This is a genomic window from Thermoanaerobacter sp. X514 (genome assembly GCF_000019065.1).
In the GTDB taxonomy this organism is placed as follows: domain Bacteria; phylum Bacillota; class Thermoanaerobacteria; order Thermoanaerobacterales; family Thermoanaerobacteraceae; genus Thermoanaerobacter; species Thermoanaerobacter pseudethanolicus.
This window is the reverse complement of sequence record NC_010320.1, coordinates 1,031,742-1,048,165: the sequence shown is the minus strand read 5'-3', so window position 1 is coordinate 1,048,165 and position 16,424 is coordinate 1,031,742. Positions and strand designations below refer to the sequence as shown.

Annotated in this window: 16 protein-coding genes; 4 read left to right on the top strand and 12 right to left on the bottom strand. The window is 33.5% G+C overall.

Annotated features, from left to right (window positions below; genetic code table 11):
- Window positions 1-106: 106 nt before the first annotated feature.
- From pdaA to TETH514_RS05170, 4 genes are all read right to left on the bottom strand, one after another.
- Window positions 107-991 (bottom strand): delta-lactam-biosynthetic de-N-acetylase, encoded by an 885-nt coding sequence (gene pdaA / locus TETH514_RS05185; protein ID WP_003866558.1) that lies wholly within the window; start codon window positions 989-991, stop codon window positions 107-109.
- A 72-nt stretch (window positions 992-1,063) separates the two neighbouring features.
- Window positions 1,064-1,624, bottom strand: a complete 561-nt coding sequence (gene cas4 / locus TETH514_RS05180; RefSeq protein WP_009052784.1) for a CRISPR-associated protein Cas4 — start codon at window positions 1,622-1,624, stop codon at window positions 1,064-1,066.
- The gene (locus TETH514_RS05175) at window positions 1,621-1,899 is read right to left on the bottom strand and encodes a hypothetical protein (protein WP_003866556.1); all 279 of its coding nucleotides are present in this window, start codon (window positions 1,897-1,899) and stop codon (window positions 1,621-1,623) included. The genes cas4 and TETH514_RS05175 overlap by 4 nt, the downstream gene beginning before the upstream one ends.
- A 164-nt stretch (window positions 1,900-2,063) precedes the next feature.
- The gene (locus TETH514_RS05170; protein WP_009052785.1) at window positions 2,064-4,394 is read right to left on the bottom strand and encodes a sugar phosphate nucleotidyltransferase; all 2,331 of its coding nucleotides are present in this window, start codon (window positions 4,392-4,394) and stop codon (window positions 2,064-2,066) included.
- A gap of 127 nt (window positions 4,395-4,521) precedes the next feature.
- On the opposite strand from TETH514_RS05170, the gene TETH514_RS05165 reads away from it, so the two are divergent.
- Both TETH514_RS05165 and TETH514_RS05160 read left to right on the top strand, forming a co-directional pair.
- Window positions 4,522-5,448, top strand: coding sequence for a Na/Pi cotransporter family protein (locus TETH514_RS05165; RefSeq protein ID WP_004400573.1), 927 nt, complete (start codon window positions 4,522-4,524; stop codon window positions 5,446-5,448).
- Window positions 5,449-5,502: 54 nt separating this feature from the next.
- Window positions 5,503-6,588, top strand: coding sequence for an endospore germination permease (locus TETH514_RS05160; protein WP_004400576.1), 1,086 nt, complete (start codon window positions 5,503-5,505; stop codon window positions 6,586-6,588).
- Between the two features lie 12 nt (window positions 6,589-6,600).
- Here the strand turns inward: TETH514_RS05160 and TETH514_RS05155 are convergent, their stop codons facing one another.
- The gene (locus TETH514_RS05155; protein WP_009052786.1) at window positions 6,601-8,010 is read right to left on the bottom strand and encodes a PIG-L deacetylase family protein; all 1,410 of its coding nucleotides are present in this window, start codon (window positions 8,008-8,010) and stop codon (window positions 6,601-6,603) included.
- 137 nt (window positions 8,011-8,147) lie between these two features.
- On the opposite strand from TETH514_RS05155, the gene TETH514_RS05150 reads away from it, so the two are divergent.
- Both TETH514_RS05150 and glyA read left to right on the top strand, forming a co-directional pair.
- Window positions 8,148-9,083, top strand: coding sequence for a dipeptidase (locus TETH514_RS05150; protein ID WP_003866548.1), 936 nt, complete (start codon window positions 8,148-8,150; stop codon window positions 9,081-9,083).
- 329 nt (window positions 9,084-9,412) lie between these two features.
- Window positions 9,413-10,654: a serine hydroxymethyltransferase gene (gene glyA / locus TETH514_RS05145; protein ID WP_003866547.1), complete on the top strand. Its 1,242-nt coding sequence runs from the start codon at window positions 9,413-9,415 to the stop codon at window positions 10,652-10,654.
- Between the two features lie 32 nt (window positions 10,655-10,686).
- Here glyA and hisIE read toward each other — a convergent pair whose 3' ends face one another.
- From hisIE to hisD, 7 genes are all read right to left on the bottom strand, one after another.
- Window positions 10,687-11,346, bottom strand: a complete 660-nt coding sequence (gene hisIE, locus TETH514_RS05140; RefSeq protein ID WP_009052787.1) for a bifunctional phosphoribosyl-AMP cyclohydrolase/phosphoribosyl-ATP diphosphatase HisIE — start codon at window positions 11,344-11,346, stop codon at window positions 10,687-10,689.
- Window positions 11,347-11,368: 22 nt separating this feature from the next.
- Window positions 11,369-12,130: an imidazole glycerol phosphate synthase subunit HisF gene (gene hisF, locus TETH514_RS05135; RefSeq protein ID WP_003866545.1), complete on the bottom strand. Its 762-nt coding sequence runs from the start codon at window positions 12,128-12,130 to the stop codon at window positions 11,369-11,371.
- The gene (gene hisA, locus TETH514_RS05130) at window positions 12,131-12,838 is read right to left on the bottom strand and encodes a 1-(5-phosphoribosyl)-5-[(5-phosphoribosylamino)methylideneamino]imidazole-4-carboxamide isomerase (RefSeq protein ID WP_009052788.1); all 708 of its coding nucleotides are present in this window, start codon (window positions 12,836-12,838) and stop codon (window positions 12,131-12,133) included.
- Window positions 12,829-13,440, bottom strand: coding sequence for an imidazole glycerol phosphate synthase subunit HisH (gene hisH, locus TETH514_RS05125; protein WP_006569521.1), 612 nt, complete (start codon window positions 13,438-13,440; stop codon window positions 12,829-12,831). Before hisH ends, hisA begins: the two co-directional genes overlap by 10 nt.
- A gap of 61 nt (window positions 13,441-13,501) precedes the next feature.
- A complete protein-coding gene (hisB, locus tag TETH514_RS05120; protein ID WP_009052789.1) occupies window positions 13,502-14,086 on the bottom strand; it encodes an imidazoleglycerol-phosphate dehydratase HisB in 585 nt (194 codons plus the stop codon).
- Window positions 14,083-15,138 (bottom strand): histidinol-phosphate transaminase, encoded by a 1,056-nt coding sequence (gene hisC / locus TETH514_RS05115; RefSeq protein ID WP_009052790.1) that lies wholly within the window; start codon window positions 15,136-15,138, stop codon window positions 14,083-14,085. The genes hisB and hisC overlap by 4 nt, the downstream gene beginning before the upstream one ends.
- A 1-nt stretch (window position 15,139) precedes the next feature.
- Complete coding sequence (gene hisD / locus TETH514_RS05110; RefSeq protein WP_009052791.1) at window positions 15,140-16,423, bottom strand: histidinol dehydrogenase; 1,284 nt, start codon at window positions 16,421-16,423, stop codon at window positions 15,140-15,142.
- Window position 16,424: the final 1 nt, after the last annotated feature.

Below are 16,424 nucleotides of genomic sequence, written 5' to 3'. Positions count from 1 at the left end.
AAAAATCCTATAGCCAAAATTCCTAAGTAAACATAATAAACAAAAAATCTCCATATATTTATAAAAATTTCTAACTTACTGGGAGGAAGTATAAATTTTGCTTTTTTCATGGTATATCGTCTAGAGTTTTAAATTCATATCCTTCAGCTTTAATACTCTTAATTATTCTATCAAGGGCTAAAGCATTGTCTTTTGAAACTGCATGAAGAAGTATTACCGCCCCCGGATGAAGCCTTTTCATAACAGTATTATAGCTTTCCTCTGGTCCTCCGGGAAGTGGCTGCCAATCAGCCAACGCAAGGCTCCAAAAAACAGTCCTGTATCCCAAAGACTTAGTAAGATAAAGAGTCCTTTCACTATATTCTCCCTTGGGAGGTCTAAAATACTTCATGTCTTTTCCTGTTAGCTCTTTAAACATATCTCCCAACATAGTTATTTCCTCTTTTACTTTTTCATCAGATAAGGTAGGTAAGCTTGGATGATTCACAGTGTGATTCCCAACTATATGCCCTTCCTCCACCATCCTTTTAACTAAATCAGCCTGTTCTTTTACATAGGGCCCAGTTACAAAAAAAGCAGCTTTTACATTGTTTTCTTTGAGTATATCTAATATTTTAGGTGTATAACCATTTTCATATCCTTCGTCAAAAGTCAAATAAACTACCTTTTTTGTCGTATCTCCTACAAAAATCGCATCGTATTTTTTTATAAGCTCCATTGCCAAAGGGGTAATTTCTGGAGTTTGATGATTTGGCAACACCCTTAGTCCCCAGCTATACAAAGTGTTATCCAGATTTTCTGTATTGGTATAAACAGCATTGTTGACCGTATTAGATATTTTTTCTTTAGGTTTTTCCAAAGGCTTTTGTAAAGCTTCATTTTGCATTTTTTGTTCTTCTGCCCTTGTAATGTCTTTTTTAGCTATTCCACAAGAAGCAATTGAAAAACACAACAAAATTCCCATTAAGATAGAGAATATTTTTCTTACCATGGTCATACCTCACTTCAATTTTTCTATATTTCTTTTTTATTTTTTTCTCTATATAAACATAATATTCTGTTTTTATTTGGAAGTATTTTTGTATATTTCACATACAGTATCTCTACAAGGGCAGAATCTACATAAAGCAAAAGAAGGATTTACTTCAGGAAAGTAATCTCCTTCTTGCATTTTTTTCATTTGCTTTAATATATTAAAAAGTTCTTTTCTTAAGTGTCGCCTATTATAAACCTCAAACATAGTATTCCTATAAACTATTCGCCCTCTTTTTACTCTTTTTTGGTATACATCTTCTATTATCAAAAAATATGCAACTAATTGCATAACATCTTTATAATAAGGTGAATCCTCTGCTTGACTGCTCTTTAGTTCTATTGGTATCAAATCTTCTGCTAATTGGTAAATATAATCTGGTTTTCCCGATAAGCCATATTTATCCGATTTTAATAATTTTCCATATACTACTCCTTTTTCCTTCACCTCTTGTGGCTTATCTATGTATATTATTTTGCCTCCTCGAAATCCTATGCTTCTTCTCATTTTTTTATAAAAAGGCTTCTGTTCGATAAATGATTGAATAAGCAAATATATGGTAAAAAATAAAAAAATTATATTGAGAATCATTTTAAAACCCTCATAATCGCAATTATCAATAAAATAGCTATAATTCCAAAAATAATCGCATATTTTTTATATCGCAATTTTACAATATCCTTGTAATATTTTTCATGATATTCTATCCCTTTCTTAAAGTTATTAAATTGCAAATCTTGCTCTTTTTGTTCTCTCAAACCATTGATATATTCCATTCCATATTTTTTTATATAATACCACTGATAGGGGCAATAAAGAAATTGATTTATCTCTGTAGCGGAAATATATTTACCCTCTTTTTTCATAATAAAACACCTTCAAGAGAAATTTTTTCATGCCTTTATTATACCATATAAAAAAACGGGGTAAAACCCGCTTCAAACTGTAGTGCGTGCATAAGGCCAGCCTCCGGCATCCTTGCATCCGGCCCCGCCTACGTCTCTTTGTCTCGCAAACTTCAAATAAAATTTTACTTTTGTACAATACTTTTAATTTCTTTTTCATACATTGAAAATAACTCTTCAGCTCTTTCTTTTGTAGGAGCTTCTATATAAATATTACAAGCAGGTAATTCATAATCCGGTACTACTAACACCCATGAATCTTCTTTATTAAACTTTAAACCATCTAAAAATTCTGCCCCTCCATCGGCCTTTTCAAAAAGCATTCTTATTATTTTTCCTTTATCTCTCCAATCGCATTTTATACTTTTGGTTATTCTATATCTTAAAGGAAAACTATCTTTTATAGAGGAAAGTTTTTGAGAGGTATGTTGTAAATATTCTAAAAGGTCTAGTAAAAAACTAAATCCGTCAAAATTTAAATTAATCTGTAGATCTTTTTCTACGCCTTCCTTCGACACTATTGTTTTCATTCTATCTTTATGGGAAATTTTGCTGCTTACAGTCTCAATAGCAAATTCCTTCGCAAATTCTGTCAAGTATTTGGAACTATCGAAAGGAAGTACAAAATTTTTGGCCCCTTGCTCTTTAGCAATTAACATTCTTATAAACTCAAGTTCATCCTCATCAAATTCTCTTCCCTTTTCGTCGTAGAGTTTAACTTTTTCCCCATTTTTATAAAAAAGCACCCCTACATCATAAGACTCTTGCGTTATAAAAAACTCATTTTTACCTACGGCTTCTAATAGCAGTTTTGTTTTTTCATCGTAAGGTTTAATTTTAAAACTTTTATAGGCAGTCCTTTTTTTAAAAAGAAAGTTAAGATAATCATTGTTTATATCAATTTCTCTTATAGATTTTAAATTTTTCCCATCAACTCGTTCAATATCATATACTCTCAATTTGTTCTCTATTTTCTTTTCTAAGTTTCTATCGATATCACACCCTTCTTTATCGAGAAACAAAATCCTTAAATTTCCTTCTTCTTCCTCTACATAGATTCCTCCTCCACACTTATTTTTCTTAATTCCATATCTTAAAGTGGGTAAAAGAGTATTATTGACTTTTAAGACCTCACAACCACCAGATACAAGCCCAAAACTTATTAAATCGCTTATAAATTGAGATACAATATCCCCATCGTGTCCTACCAACACACTGCTATTCACTATATTTCCAAAAACTTCTCCAATTTCAACTGCAATTTGAGGAGTAATATCCTCATTAAAAACTCCTTTAATCCCCCTATACCCAAAAGTCAAAGGCTTCCTTCCATTCCCCCACACTACATCTTTTGTGATCACAGAGCCCTCATCTATTATTTTATAGGGCCATATTTTTACCTCTGGCTTTATTTCAGCAAAGGATTTTATTTTACAACTCTCCCCTATAACACTGTTTTCAAAAATTCGGACATTATTGCCGATTCTCACTCTATTGCAAACTACACAACCCCTTAATTCACAATTTTTATCTACAATTATTTCATCCCACAATACAGCATTTTTTAAACTGCTCCCTTTCTTTATATAGTTATTTTTACCAATTATTACGTTAGGTCCTACAACAGCGTTAGCTTCAATTATTGCATTGTCTCCTATAATCACAGGAGGGATGATTTTAGCTTCAGGAGAAATTGTAACATTTTTGCCTATTACCTTTCCCTTTTTAAGTAACTTATCCTTATATCCTAAATCTACTCTTCCTTCTAAAATATCAAAATGACTAGTGATGTATTGATTGGTATTTCCTATATCACACCAATATCCTCCTGTAATATAACCGTACATTGGAATATCATTTTTCAACAACATAGGAAATAAATCTTTACTAAAATCAAAAGGCTTATCTTGAGGTATAAACTCCAATATTTCTGGTTCTATTATGTATATACCCGTATTTACTGTATCGCTAAACACTTCTCCCCAAGAAGGTTTCTCTAAAAATTTTTTTATTTTGCCTTCCTCATCCACAATCACAACACCATATTCCAACGGCACATCTACTCTTGTCAAAATAAGAGTAACTTTTGCCCCTTTCTTTCTGTGAAACTCATAAGCTTCTTTTATATTAACATCAGTAATTACATCTCCGCTCATAACAATAAAAGTATCATTTAGAAAGTCTCTAGCATTTTTGACACTGCCTGCCGTCCCTAACGGCTTATCCTCTATATAAAACTTTATTTCATCCCCATATTCTTCTTCTAAATATTTTTTAATCTTTTGAGGCAAGTAAAAAAGCGTAACAGCTAAATCTTTGATTCCATATTTGTGTAAGTGTTCCACTATGTGCTTTATCGCAGGTTTATTTGCAACAGGTACCATAGGCTTAGGTATATCGGCTGTTAAAGGTCTTAGTCTACTTCCTTCTCCACCCGCCATGATTATCCCTTTCATCCAACCACCTCTAAAAAATATTATTAACCTCTAATTCTTAGTGTTTTTTATTTAATGAAAAATTATTCATTTTAAGACATTGGCAACATAAAATTGAAATAGGAAAGGACTTTGCGGGGGAGTAAAAATGATAATCTCTTTAATATATTTCGCGGCAGGAATAGGAGTATTTATTTGGGGAATTTTTACTTTAACAAGGGGATTAAAGGTCTTCTCACAACAAAAAATTTCTCAAATTATTAACAATTTTGCAAGCAATTTATTAAAATCAATAATAATAGGTTTTTTTATAACCTTAATTATTCAAAGCAGTAGCATGGTAACTGTAATCGCAGTAACAATGGCAGGAGCAGAGCTTTTAACTCTTAAAAGCGCAGCAGGTATAATTATAGGTTCTAATATTGGAACTACTATTGCCGTGCAGCTTTACGCATTTAATCTGTTTAAAATAGCCCCTTATTTAGTTTTTATAGGTTCTGTACTACATTTCCAAAATTGCAATACTAAATTAAAATTTGTAGGAAATGTATTTTTAGGATTTGGATTAGTATTTTATGGTCTTAAGATAATGGAACTGGCTACAATGCCTCTTAAAAAAAATTCTAACTTCGAGCTTATTAGTGCTAATCTTTCAAATCCTTTCTGGGGAATTCTTGCTGGAATAATCACAGCATTAATCCTTCAATCAAGTAATGTAGGTATAGCAACACTACAAGTTTTGGTCTCCTCTCAACTAATAACCTTGCCTCAAGCATTGCCAATAATATATGGTTTAAATATTGGAACTTGCTCAGAGGCTATCATACTGAGCTTTGCCTCTAACAAAGAAGGGAAAAAAATAGCTCTCTTTAACATTTTTCTTAATATAGGGGGCACTATACTCTTTTTGCCTTTTACAAATTTTTTTGCAGAGTTTTTGAAACTCATCTCCCCCCACAATCCTTTAAGACAGGTGGCAAACGCCCACACATTTTTTAATCTTTTTTCTGCACTTTTGATAATTCCTTTTCTTAAGCAACTTTTTGTTTTAATAGATAAATTAGTAAATAAATAAAAAATTCAATTAATAGGAATCCTAATATTAAAGTTTATTTTCAAGGTGGTAACAATGAACAAAAGATTAGAAGTTAGCGATTTATTGTTTTTAATGATAACTTTTGAGATTGGAACATCAGTACTCTTTTGTTTGGGAATTAAAGCAAAACAAGATTGTTGGCTTTCTATTTTAATTGCAATGCTTATTTCTCTGCCAATTACACTTATGTACGTCTCCTCTTTTGAAAAATCGCAAAAAAATCTTCCACAGTTACTTGAGTTTGTTTATGGGAAATATATAGGTAAAACTTTATCTCTAATTTATGCTCTGTACTTTTTATACATTGCTTCAAGAAACGTAAGAGACTATGTAGAACTCAGTGTAAATACAATATATTCTCGAACACCTACATATATTTTTTCTTCTTTTATGCTTATATTAGTAATGTATTACCTCCTATTTGATATATGTGTACTTGCCCGCGTTGCTAAAATTTTGCTCCCTCTTATTTTAGCTATTATGGCTTTTCAAACAACTATGATAATGATGGGAGATAATTTTAGTTTTTCAAGGCTTTTACCAATTTTAGAAAATGGAATTGTTCCCGTAATCAAAGCAGCAATTCCTCTAATTGTGACTTTTCCATTTGGTGAACTTATTGCTTTTACTACAGTTTTTGATAAAGTAAAACAAAAGGAAAAGATAAAAAAGATAATGCTGATAACCACTGTTTTTACTGGTCTACTATTGTCCTTTAACAATATCATTATAATTTCTTCTTTAGGAGCAGATGAAGCTTCAAGAGAAAATTTCCCATTGTATCAAGTTATAAGATTAATAAATTTAGGAAATTTAAAAAACCTAGACACTTTGTATGTATTTATAATGATTATAGGGGTATTTTTTAAGATTAGCGTATTTACTTATGCGGGACTTACCATGATAAAAAATGCGTTGGAATTAAAAAGTTATAAATACCTGCTTTTCCCTGTTTTGTCGATGATTTTTGCTGCTTCTTTTATAATTGCCGACAGTTATCAAACCCACATACTTATAGGTCTTAAATTTACTCCTTTTTACATACATGTACCTCTACAAATAATTTTACCTATGATTACTTTTCTATTTCTAAACATAAAAGAAAAGAGAAAACCTTAAAAGCCTTCTCTTTTACTCACCTATTTTATACATATTCCAAGGTATTTTATCTATAAGACGATTCTTATAAATAGAATCTGCTCCCATAAATATATATCTTAAATTATTCACCTGTGGTATTTTTACTTCAACCCAAATTTTATTTCCATGGATTATAGGTTTTGCTGCTATGACATCTGTCAAAGAATTTTCCGCCCTTTTATACTGATACAATTTTTCATCTACAACTCCTAAATCAATACGTTTTATATCATTTTGATCTTTATAAAATAGCCTCATTTCAATATGGTAAATTACTTTTTTAGATATTGGTCTTGCCGATTCTAATCCAATATACAATTTATTATCGTAGTAAAAAGCTCCTAGTCGCGTTAAAACTGCACTTCTGTATATTTTTCCATTTAATATGCCCCCAGTGTACACTTTTAAAAGAGTATGGGGCAAAGTTCTGGTTTGTAAATCTGGCTTTGAATCAACTACAGGAATACTTATGACAGGTTTTGTAGCAAATAATTCGGTTTTTCTTACAAAAGCCATCAAAAAGGGTTTTATAACTTCTGTTTGAGTTCTATATTGTTTTATAGCAGTCCTCTTTAAATCTACTTCCTTTGGAGTTAAATCAAAAGATTGCCATTCTGTGTTACTATCTTTCATATCTACAGGAGGTAACATGGGTCTATTTTCCTCTGCCATCCATGGCACTGGCCACTGAGGATGGTGAACTAAAAACATATGCTCTCGCACATTTATATTCATGGCTGTTATGGTATATCTAACAAAATTGCTTACTGCCCAATGGTCGGGATGTATGTCGTCTGCCAAAGGATAGTATATATCTGTCGGTTTAAAGTTCTTAATTATTTCTGTCAACTCATCTACTAAGTTTTGACCTGTATAAGGGATTCCCGGTTTATATACCGTATCATAAGGAGCATATGCCACACGAGTTCCGCCACTCACTCTTGGACGATCATTATCCCAATATTGGCTCCACAAAAATCTGGTGCTCCCATCAGCAAACCCTAAAAAAACTAAATCTTTTCGCGGTAATCCCAAAACTCTCATAGCTGTAATACTCTCTTGCTGCCTTGCCAGTCCAAGGCGATAAAAATCTTGAGGAGTAGGGTTTGTTTTACCACAAAACGCCGTTGCAGCTTTTTTGTAACTTTCTCCACTGGTGACAATTACTACTTTAATAGGCCTTTTAAGTGCTACAGCCCTTTGAATAATTCCTGCCATTCCTAAAGTCTCATCATCAGGATGAGGAACTACAATGAGAATTCTTTGCCCAGGATCATCAAAAATTGGCAGTGTACCTTTTTCTGTGAAGTTTGCAATAGCCACTCCCCAATTCATTATATATGATATTCCTATTAATAAAGCAATAAACAAAGAAAAGTAAATAGTCCGTTTATTTATCATGTTACTCTGCCTCCATTCATGCTATTATTTTACTATACATTTATGAACAAATTATTACATGATATCAAATTTTGAAAAATATTTTGTTGTGCTACAATCATACTATGAAGAAAAAATAAAAAGGGGGAAGGATTGATATGTTTGTAGATTTTCATTGTGATACTCTTTATCGTTTAGTGGACAAAAAAATAGATTTCGCTGAAAGGTCAAAAGAAGGTCATGTGGATTTACAAAGGATGAAAGAAGGCAAAGTCCATCTGCAGGTTTTTGCTGTATTTGTAGACCCAAAACAGATGAGAAAAAATGCTGCCACAATGGCTTTAAAAATGATTGACAAAATGCATGAAGTAATCGAAGAAACAAAAGAATTTAGATTAATATTAAAGGGAGAAGATATAGACAAAGCAAAAGAAGAAGAAAAAATTGGAGCATTGCTTTCTATAGAGGGTGGCGAAGCTTTAGAAGGTGAAATTTCTCTTCTTAGGATGTTTTATAAATTAGGGGTAAGAGCTCTCACTTTAACTTGGAGTTTGAGAAACGATTTAGGGGACGGAGTAGACAGTGTTAAAGAAGCGGGGCTTACTTCCTTTGGCAGAGAAGTTGTAAAAGAAATGAATCGCTTAGGAATGATTGTAGATGTATCTCATCTTAATGAAAAAGGAATTTGGGATGTAGTAGAACTTAGTGAGAAACCAATTATAGCTTCTCATTCTAATGCTAAAACCCTATGCTCCCACAGAAGAAATTTAACAGATAAGCAAATAAAAGCGATAGCTCAAAAAGGCGGTGTAATTGGAATAAATTTTGCTCCACAATTTTTAAGAGATGACGGTAAGGCTACATTAGAAGATGTTTTAAATCATATAGATTATATATGCGAATTAGTAGGAGAAGATTATATAGGTTTTGGTTCTGACTTTGACGGGATTAGCAGTACTCCTGAAGGATTAAAGGACATATCTTATTTCCCCGCAATTTTAGAAGGACTAAGAAAAAGAGGATACACCCAAGAACAGATTGATAAGATTTCTCACAGAAATTTTGAAAATCTTATCAAAAAAATTCTAATATAAAAACAAAAAGAGCCCTGGAATACTCCAAGGGCTTGCATATGTTAAAGGGGGAGTCATTGTTTTGACCAAGTATACATTATACAGTCCTTTTTCAAAAAAATCAAGACCTCATAAAAAATTTTTTTGAGGGATAGGGGGTATCTTTAAGGGAGCTCATCTTATATTATAACCAAATTTGTGAGTTTTAAAATTAAAATCTCGTTAATTTTGTTAAGTTTATGTTAAATTTTTGTTAATTGGCGTTATTTTCTTCAAAAAGAAGTGCTGTTGAATATAGTATACAAAAGATTTATAATAGAGGTAGATAATGAAACATAGGGGGTAAAGTCATGGATATTGAAATAATAAGAAAAACTGATCCAGAAATCGCAGACGCAATTGAAAAGGAGCTTATAAGGCAGAGAAATAAAATAGAGCTCATAGCTTCTGAAAATTTTGTAAGTAGAGCCGTAATGGAAGCAATGGGGTCCCCTCTTACTAATAAATACGCAGAAGGGTATCCAAATAAAAGGTATTACGGCGGTTGCGAATATGTGGATATAGCTGAAGAATTAGCAAGAGAAAGGCTCAAAAAACTTTTTGGTGCTGAACACGCAAATGTACAACCTCATTCAGGAGCACAGGCAAACATGGCTGCTTATTTTGCTCTTATAAAGCCAGGAGATACTGTGCTGGGAATGGATTTAGCCCATGGAGGGCACCTCACTCATGGAAGCAAAGTCAATTTTTCAGGCCAAATCTATAATTTCGTATCTTACGGAGTAAGAGAAGATACAGGATATATAGATTACGATGAAGTAGAAAGAGTCGCAAAAAAGCACAAACCCAAATTGATTGTCGCAGGTGCTAGCGCTTACCCAAGGATAATCGATTTTAAGAGATTTAGAGAAATTGCAGACAAGGTTGGAGCTTACCTAATGGTAGATATGGCTCATATAGCTGGTCTTGTAGCAGCAGGTCTTCATCCTAATCCTGTTCCTTATGCAGATGTCGTTACGACTACCACCCATAAGACTTTAAGAGGCCCAAGAGGAGGAGCTATTCTTTGCAAAGAAGAATACGCAAAAGCAATAGACAAAGCACTCTTCCCGGGCACACAAGGTGGCCCTTTAATGCATATAATAGCAGCAAAAGCCGTTTGTTTTAAAGAAGCTCTCACCGATGAATTCAAAGAATATCAAAAAAGAATTGTCGAAAATGCAAAAGCTTTAGCAAATGCATTAATGGAAAGAGGAATAAATTTAGTGTCAGGTGGAACTGATAACCACTTGATGTTGTTGGATTTAAGAAACACAGGAATAACAGGCAAAGAGTTAGAAACAAGATTAGATGAAGTAAACATAACTTGCAACAAAAATGCTATACCTTTTGACCCATTAGGGCCAAATGTCACTTCTGGTGTGAGACTGGGAACTCCAGCTGTTACAACAAGAGGAATGAAACCCGAAGATATGGTAGAAATAGCGGACATTATAGTCAATGTAATAAGGGATGAAAACTATAAAGAAAAAGCAAAAGAAAGAGTAGCAAATCTTCTCAAAAAATACCCTCTTTATGAGGACCTCATATAAAGAAGATAGGGAAAGTCTTTTACTGACTTTCCCTATTTCTTTCTCTCTTTATGTTCTTCTTTAAATTCCTTTGGCTTATAATACCTTCTGCCAAGCTCACCGTATACATCCTCGAGCTTTATACCTTTGTCAACTAACAAAACTATTAAATGATAAAGTAAATCTGAAACCTCATACACTATCTCTTCTTTGGAGTCATTTTTGGAAGCTATCACTACCTCCGTAGTTTCTTCGCCAATTTTCTTTAAAATCTTATCTATGCCTTTTTCAAACAAATAATTAGTATAAGACCCTTCTGCCGGGTTTGTCTTTCTATCTTTTACCCGTTCATATAGCTTTTTAAGTATTTCCATGTCATAATTTTCAACTTCACCTAAAAAGCTCCTATAAAAACAGCTTACATTCCCTGTATGACATGCCGGCCCTTTTGGCTCCACCTCAATTAGCAAAGCATCCTCATCACAGTCATAAAATATGTTCTTTATCTTTTGGGTATTACCTGAAGTTTCCCCTTTATGCCAAATTTCATTCCTGCTTCTGCTAAAAAAATATGTCTCTCCCTTTTCCAAGCTTAATTTTAAACTTTCCTCATTCATATAAGCCAACATTAATACTTGTTTTGTGTTGTAGTCTTGCACAATCGCAGGAATAAGTCCTTTTTCATCAAACTTTAATTCCTCTATATCAATCATTCTCTACATCCTTTCGATAAATTTAAATTCTCACTGGTATACCTTCTTCTTTTAAATATCTTTTAACTTCTTTTATTTCCAACTCCCTGTAATGAAACACAGAAGCCGCTAACGCAGCATCAGCTTTGCCTTCAGTAAAAACCTCTTTAAAATGCTCTTTATTTCCTGCACCTCCAGAAGCTATAACGGGGATATTGACAGCTTCACTTACCATTCTTGTAAGCTCTATATCATACCCATCTTTAGTACCGTCTTTATCCATACTTGTAAGAAGTATTTCTCCTGCTCCTAAAGACTCTACTTTTTTAGCCCACTCAATCACATCAAGCCCTGTGTTTACCCTTCCGCCGTTTATATACACATCAAAGCCCGAGCCATCACTTCGCCTCTTGGCATCAATTGCTACAACCACACATTGGCTTCCAAAACGTACAGCGGCCTGACGAATAAGAGTTGGTTGTTTCACAGCTTGGGTATTTATTGAAACCTTATCAGCCCCTGCTCTTAGAATATCTTTTATATCGTCAAGGTCTGAAATTCCACCACCAACAGTTAAAGGAATAAATACTTTTTCAGAAGTCCTTTTTACAACTTCTATCATTATTTTTCGTTTTTCATAAGAAGCAGTAATGTCCAAGAATACAAGCTCATCTGCTCCTAATTCATTGTACTCTGATGCTATCTGGACAGGGTCTCCCGCATCTTTTAAATTTAAAAAGTTAACTCCTTTTACTACCCTGCCGTCTTTCACATCTAAACAAGGAATTATTCTTTTTGCAAGCATTTATATTACCTCCAAAGCACTTTTAAAGTTTATTTTTCCAATATATAAGGCTTTTCCAATTATCGCACCATATGCTCCCATCTCTTTAAGCTTTTTTAAATCCTCAATTGAGGATATTCCTCCTGATGCTATCACTTGAACACCTGTTTTTAAAATATTTTCTAAAGCTTTAAAATTTGGTCCATTAAGAGTTCCATCTTTAGAAATATCAGTGAAAATTATCGTTTTTACTCCTATTTCTTTCATTTTTTTAGCTAACTCCATATCTTTTATTTTAGTCTTTTCAAGCCATCCACTTACGGCAACTTCTCCATTCTTTGAATCTATACCCACTATCGTCCTTTCTCCGTAATTGGAAAGGGAATAAAGAAGAAGGTCTTTGTCATATATTGCCGCCGAACCTAAAATTACATACTTAACACCTACAGAAAAAAGATAATCGATAGTTTCTCTATTCCTTATTCCTCCACCTACTTCTATCTCGGCTTTACAACTTTTTATAATCTGTTCAATGATATTACCATTTACCAAATGACCTTGTTTTGCACCATCTAAATCTACCACATGAATTCTCTTTGCTCCTAATTCCTCCCACATTTTAGCTACGTCAACGGGATTTTCATAATAAACCTCTTTGGTATTAAAATCTCCTTTTGTAAGCCTTACACATTTTTCTTCCATAATATCAATTGCAGGTATTAAAACCATTTTGCCATCTCTCCAAAATTCTTTAAAATTTTAAGCCCCACTTTTCCGCTCTTCTCAGGATGGAATTGACAAGAAAAAACATTGTCTTTAATTATAACTGCAGGAATCTGAACACCATAATCAGTCACTGCATACACATATTTCTCTTCATTGTTGGCTACATAATAAGAATGAACAAAATACGCATAATCTCCATTCTCCACTCCTTTAAGAAGTGGAGTTTCCTTTTTTATTTCAAGACTATTCCATCCCATGTGAGGAATTTTATTATGCTTTGGAAGTTCTATTACTTGCCCTTTAAAAATCTTAAAGCCCTCAGTTTCTTCTATCTCAAAACCCTTTTCAAATAAAAGCTGCATCCCTAAACATATCCCAAGAAACAACTTACCTTTATCAATTTGTCTTTTTATCTCTTCTAACATGCTTGTTTTAATGAGAGTATCCATCGCATCAGGAAAAGCGCCCACTCCAGGAAGAACTAATGCATGAGCCTCTTTTACCGAATCTACATCTTTTATAATTTTTGCTTCATAGCCTACGTATTCAAATGCCTTTTCTACACTCCTTAAATTTCCCATTCCATAGTCAATAATCCCTATCAATTTTTCACCGCCTCACTTAAGTTACGTGTAAAGTATATGCAATCTCCCTTAAACTGTATCTTTATAAAATCCCTTTAGTAGAAGGTATACCCTCTGCCCTTTCATCTATTCTCAATGCCTCATCAAGAGCCCTCCCCAGTGCTTTAAAAGTTGCCTCTATAATGTGATGACTGTTACCGCCGTGCAAAAGTTCTACATGTAGTGTAATGCCAAAGTTGTAAGCAAAGGCTCTTAAAAATTCTTCCACATTTTCCGTTTCAAAATTTCCAACTCTTTCAGCTTTTAAAGGCAAATCACAGTATAAAAAAGACCTTCCACTTATGTCTACAGAAACTCTCACTAAGGCTTCGTCCATGGGTACATAAAATGTACTAAACCTCTTAATAGATTTTTTATCGCCGGCAGCCTTTAAAAAAGCATTGCCCAATACAATACCTACGTCTTCAACAGTGTGATGAGTGTCTACCTCTAAATCTCCCTTTGCCACTACTTTTAAATCAAAAAGTCCATGCTTGGCAAATAAAGAAAGCATGTGGTCAAAAAAACCTATTCCTGTAGCTATGTCATAATTTCCTTTTCCGTCAATATTAAGTTCAGCGTATATATCCGTCTCTTTAGTTTTTCTTTTAACTTCCGCCTTCCTCATAGCAATAACTCCTTTAACCCATTTATTAAATAATCATTAGCCTCGCAACTACTCACTGTTATCCTTAAAGCTCCTTCAAGCCCTTCTACCTTTGAAAAATCTCTCACCAAAATTCCTCTTTCTAAAAGCCCCTGGTACACATAATCTGCATCTTTAAATTTTACCAATATAAAATTCGTTTTTGAGGGATAAACTTTAACGCCAGGAATTTTGCCTAGCTCTTTTATAAGACGCTTTCTTTCTTCTAAAATGTAGTTAATTCTTTCTTTTAAAACATCTGTCCTTAAAACCTTCAAAGCTATTATCTGAGATAAAGAGTTAATGTTATAAGGTGATTTCACAAGGTTTAAATACTTTAAAATATTCTCGTTAGCTACAGCATATCCTACTCTCAAACCGGCAAGTCCAAAAGCCTTAGATAAGGTCCTTAAAACAATCAAGTTTTCAAATTCATTTATAGCATCTACAATTGTATTACCATAAAACTCAAAATAAGCTTCGTCAACAACTACAATTCCATTGCTCTTTTGTATTATTTTAATTATATCTTCTCTTTCTATAACACTTCCTGTTGGATTATTAGGGTTGCACAAAAACACTAATTTAGGCTGATATTTTTCTATAACTTTAATAAAACTATCAACATCGTAATTATAATCTTCTCTCAACCTTACAGGTATTTCGACTGCTCCTGCAATTTTGCTATATACACTGTACATAGCAAAAGAAGGATGAGGATATGCTACCACATCACCTTTGTTTATGAAAGCCAGCATAATAAGGTGGATTATCTCATCCGAGCCATTTCCCACAAATATGTTTGTAGGCACTACTCCACAATATCGTGCCAATTCTTCTTTTAACTTTTCTGCAGTAGGGTCTGGATATACATTTACTTGAGAAGATTTTACAATCTCTTGAATATTTTTTATCACTTCTTCAGGAAGTTCAAAAGGCGTTTCATTTGCATCCATCTTATATCTGTAGGGAATACTGTGCACTTCATAATTTTTAAATCCCTTAATTTCTTCTCTCACCAAATTCTCAATCATTTTAAAACCTCACTTTTATAGAATTAGCATGAGCGGTAAGCCCTTCTGAATTTGCTAAAGTTATTACATCCTCTTTTACCTCTCTCAAAGAATCCTTAGAATAATAGAGAATATTCATCTTTTTGATAAAGTCCGTCACAGAAAGAGGCGAGAAAAACCTTGCTGTTCCACTAGTAGGAAGCACATGGTTAGGGCCAGCAAGATAGTCCCCTAAGGGTTCTGGAGAATATTCTCCCACAAAGACTGCTCCTGCATTCTTGATTTCACCAATTATTTCAAAGGCATTGGAAATGTTAAGCTCTAAATGCTCCGGAGCTATGTCATTTGCAATACCAATTGCTTCTTTTAAATTATTTACAACAATTATCGCACCAAAATTTTTTAAAGACTTTTCAATTATTTCTTTCCTTTCAAGATATTCCATTTGCCTTTCAATTTCTATTTTTACTTGTTGCGCAACCTCCAAAGATGTTGTGACAAGTATTGAAGATGCCATTACATCATGTTCCGCCTGTGACAACAGGTCCGCCGCCACATATTTAGGATTAGCAGTTTCGTCAGCTATAACTAAAACTTCACTGGGGCCTGCCACCATATCAATATCCACATGTCCGTAAAGAGCTCTTTTAGCCAGTGCGACAAAAATATTTCCCGGGCCAACTATTTTATCAACCTTAGGTATTGACTCTGTCCCAAATGCCAAGGCTGCAACAGCCTGTGCGCCTCCAACTTTATATATATCCTCTATTCCTATCCTATCTGCAGCCACTAACACATAAGGGTTTATTCCCTTCTTACCAGCTGGAGAAACCATCACTATTTTCTCTACACCAGCCACCTTTGCAGGTATTCCATTCATCAAAACTGAAGAAGGATAAGAAGCGGTTCCCCCCGGCACATAAATTCCAACTTGAGAAAGAGGTCTTACTATCTGCCCATAAACTATACCTTCTTTAAAATCCATCCATGTAGACTGTTTTTGCTTTTCATGAAATTCTGTTATGTTTTTGATAGCTTTGTCAATCGCTTTTAAAAATTCTCCTTCCACTTCTTTATAAGCATTTTTTATTTCCTCTTTCGTAACTTTTACAGTACTTTTGTCAAGATTTATTCCGTCAAACATGTAAGTATACTCAAACAAAGCCTTGTCTTTTCTCTCTCTTACGTTTGAAATTATTTCTTCCACTTTTTTTGCTATTTCTTTATTCTCTAATTTACTTCTGTTGTGAAGCTTTTGTAAAATACCATTGTCAATTCCCTTTCGAAAATCAAATATCTCAATCATT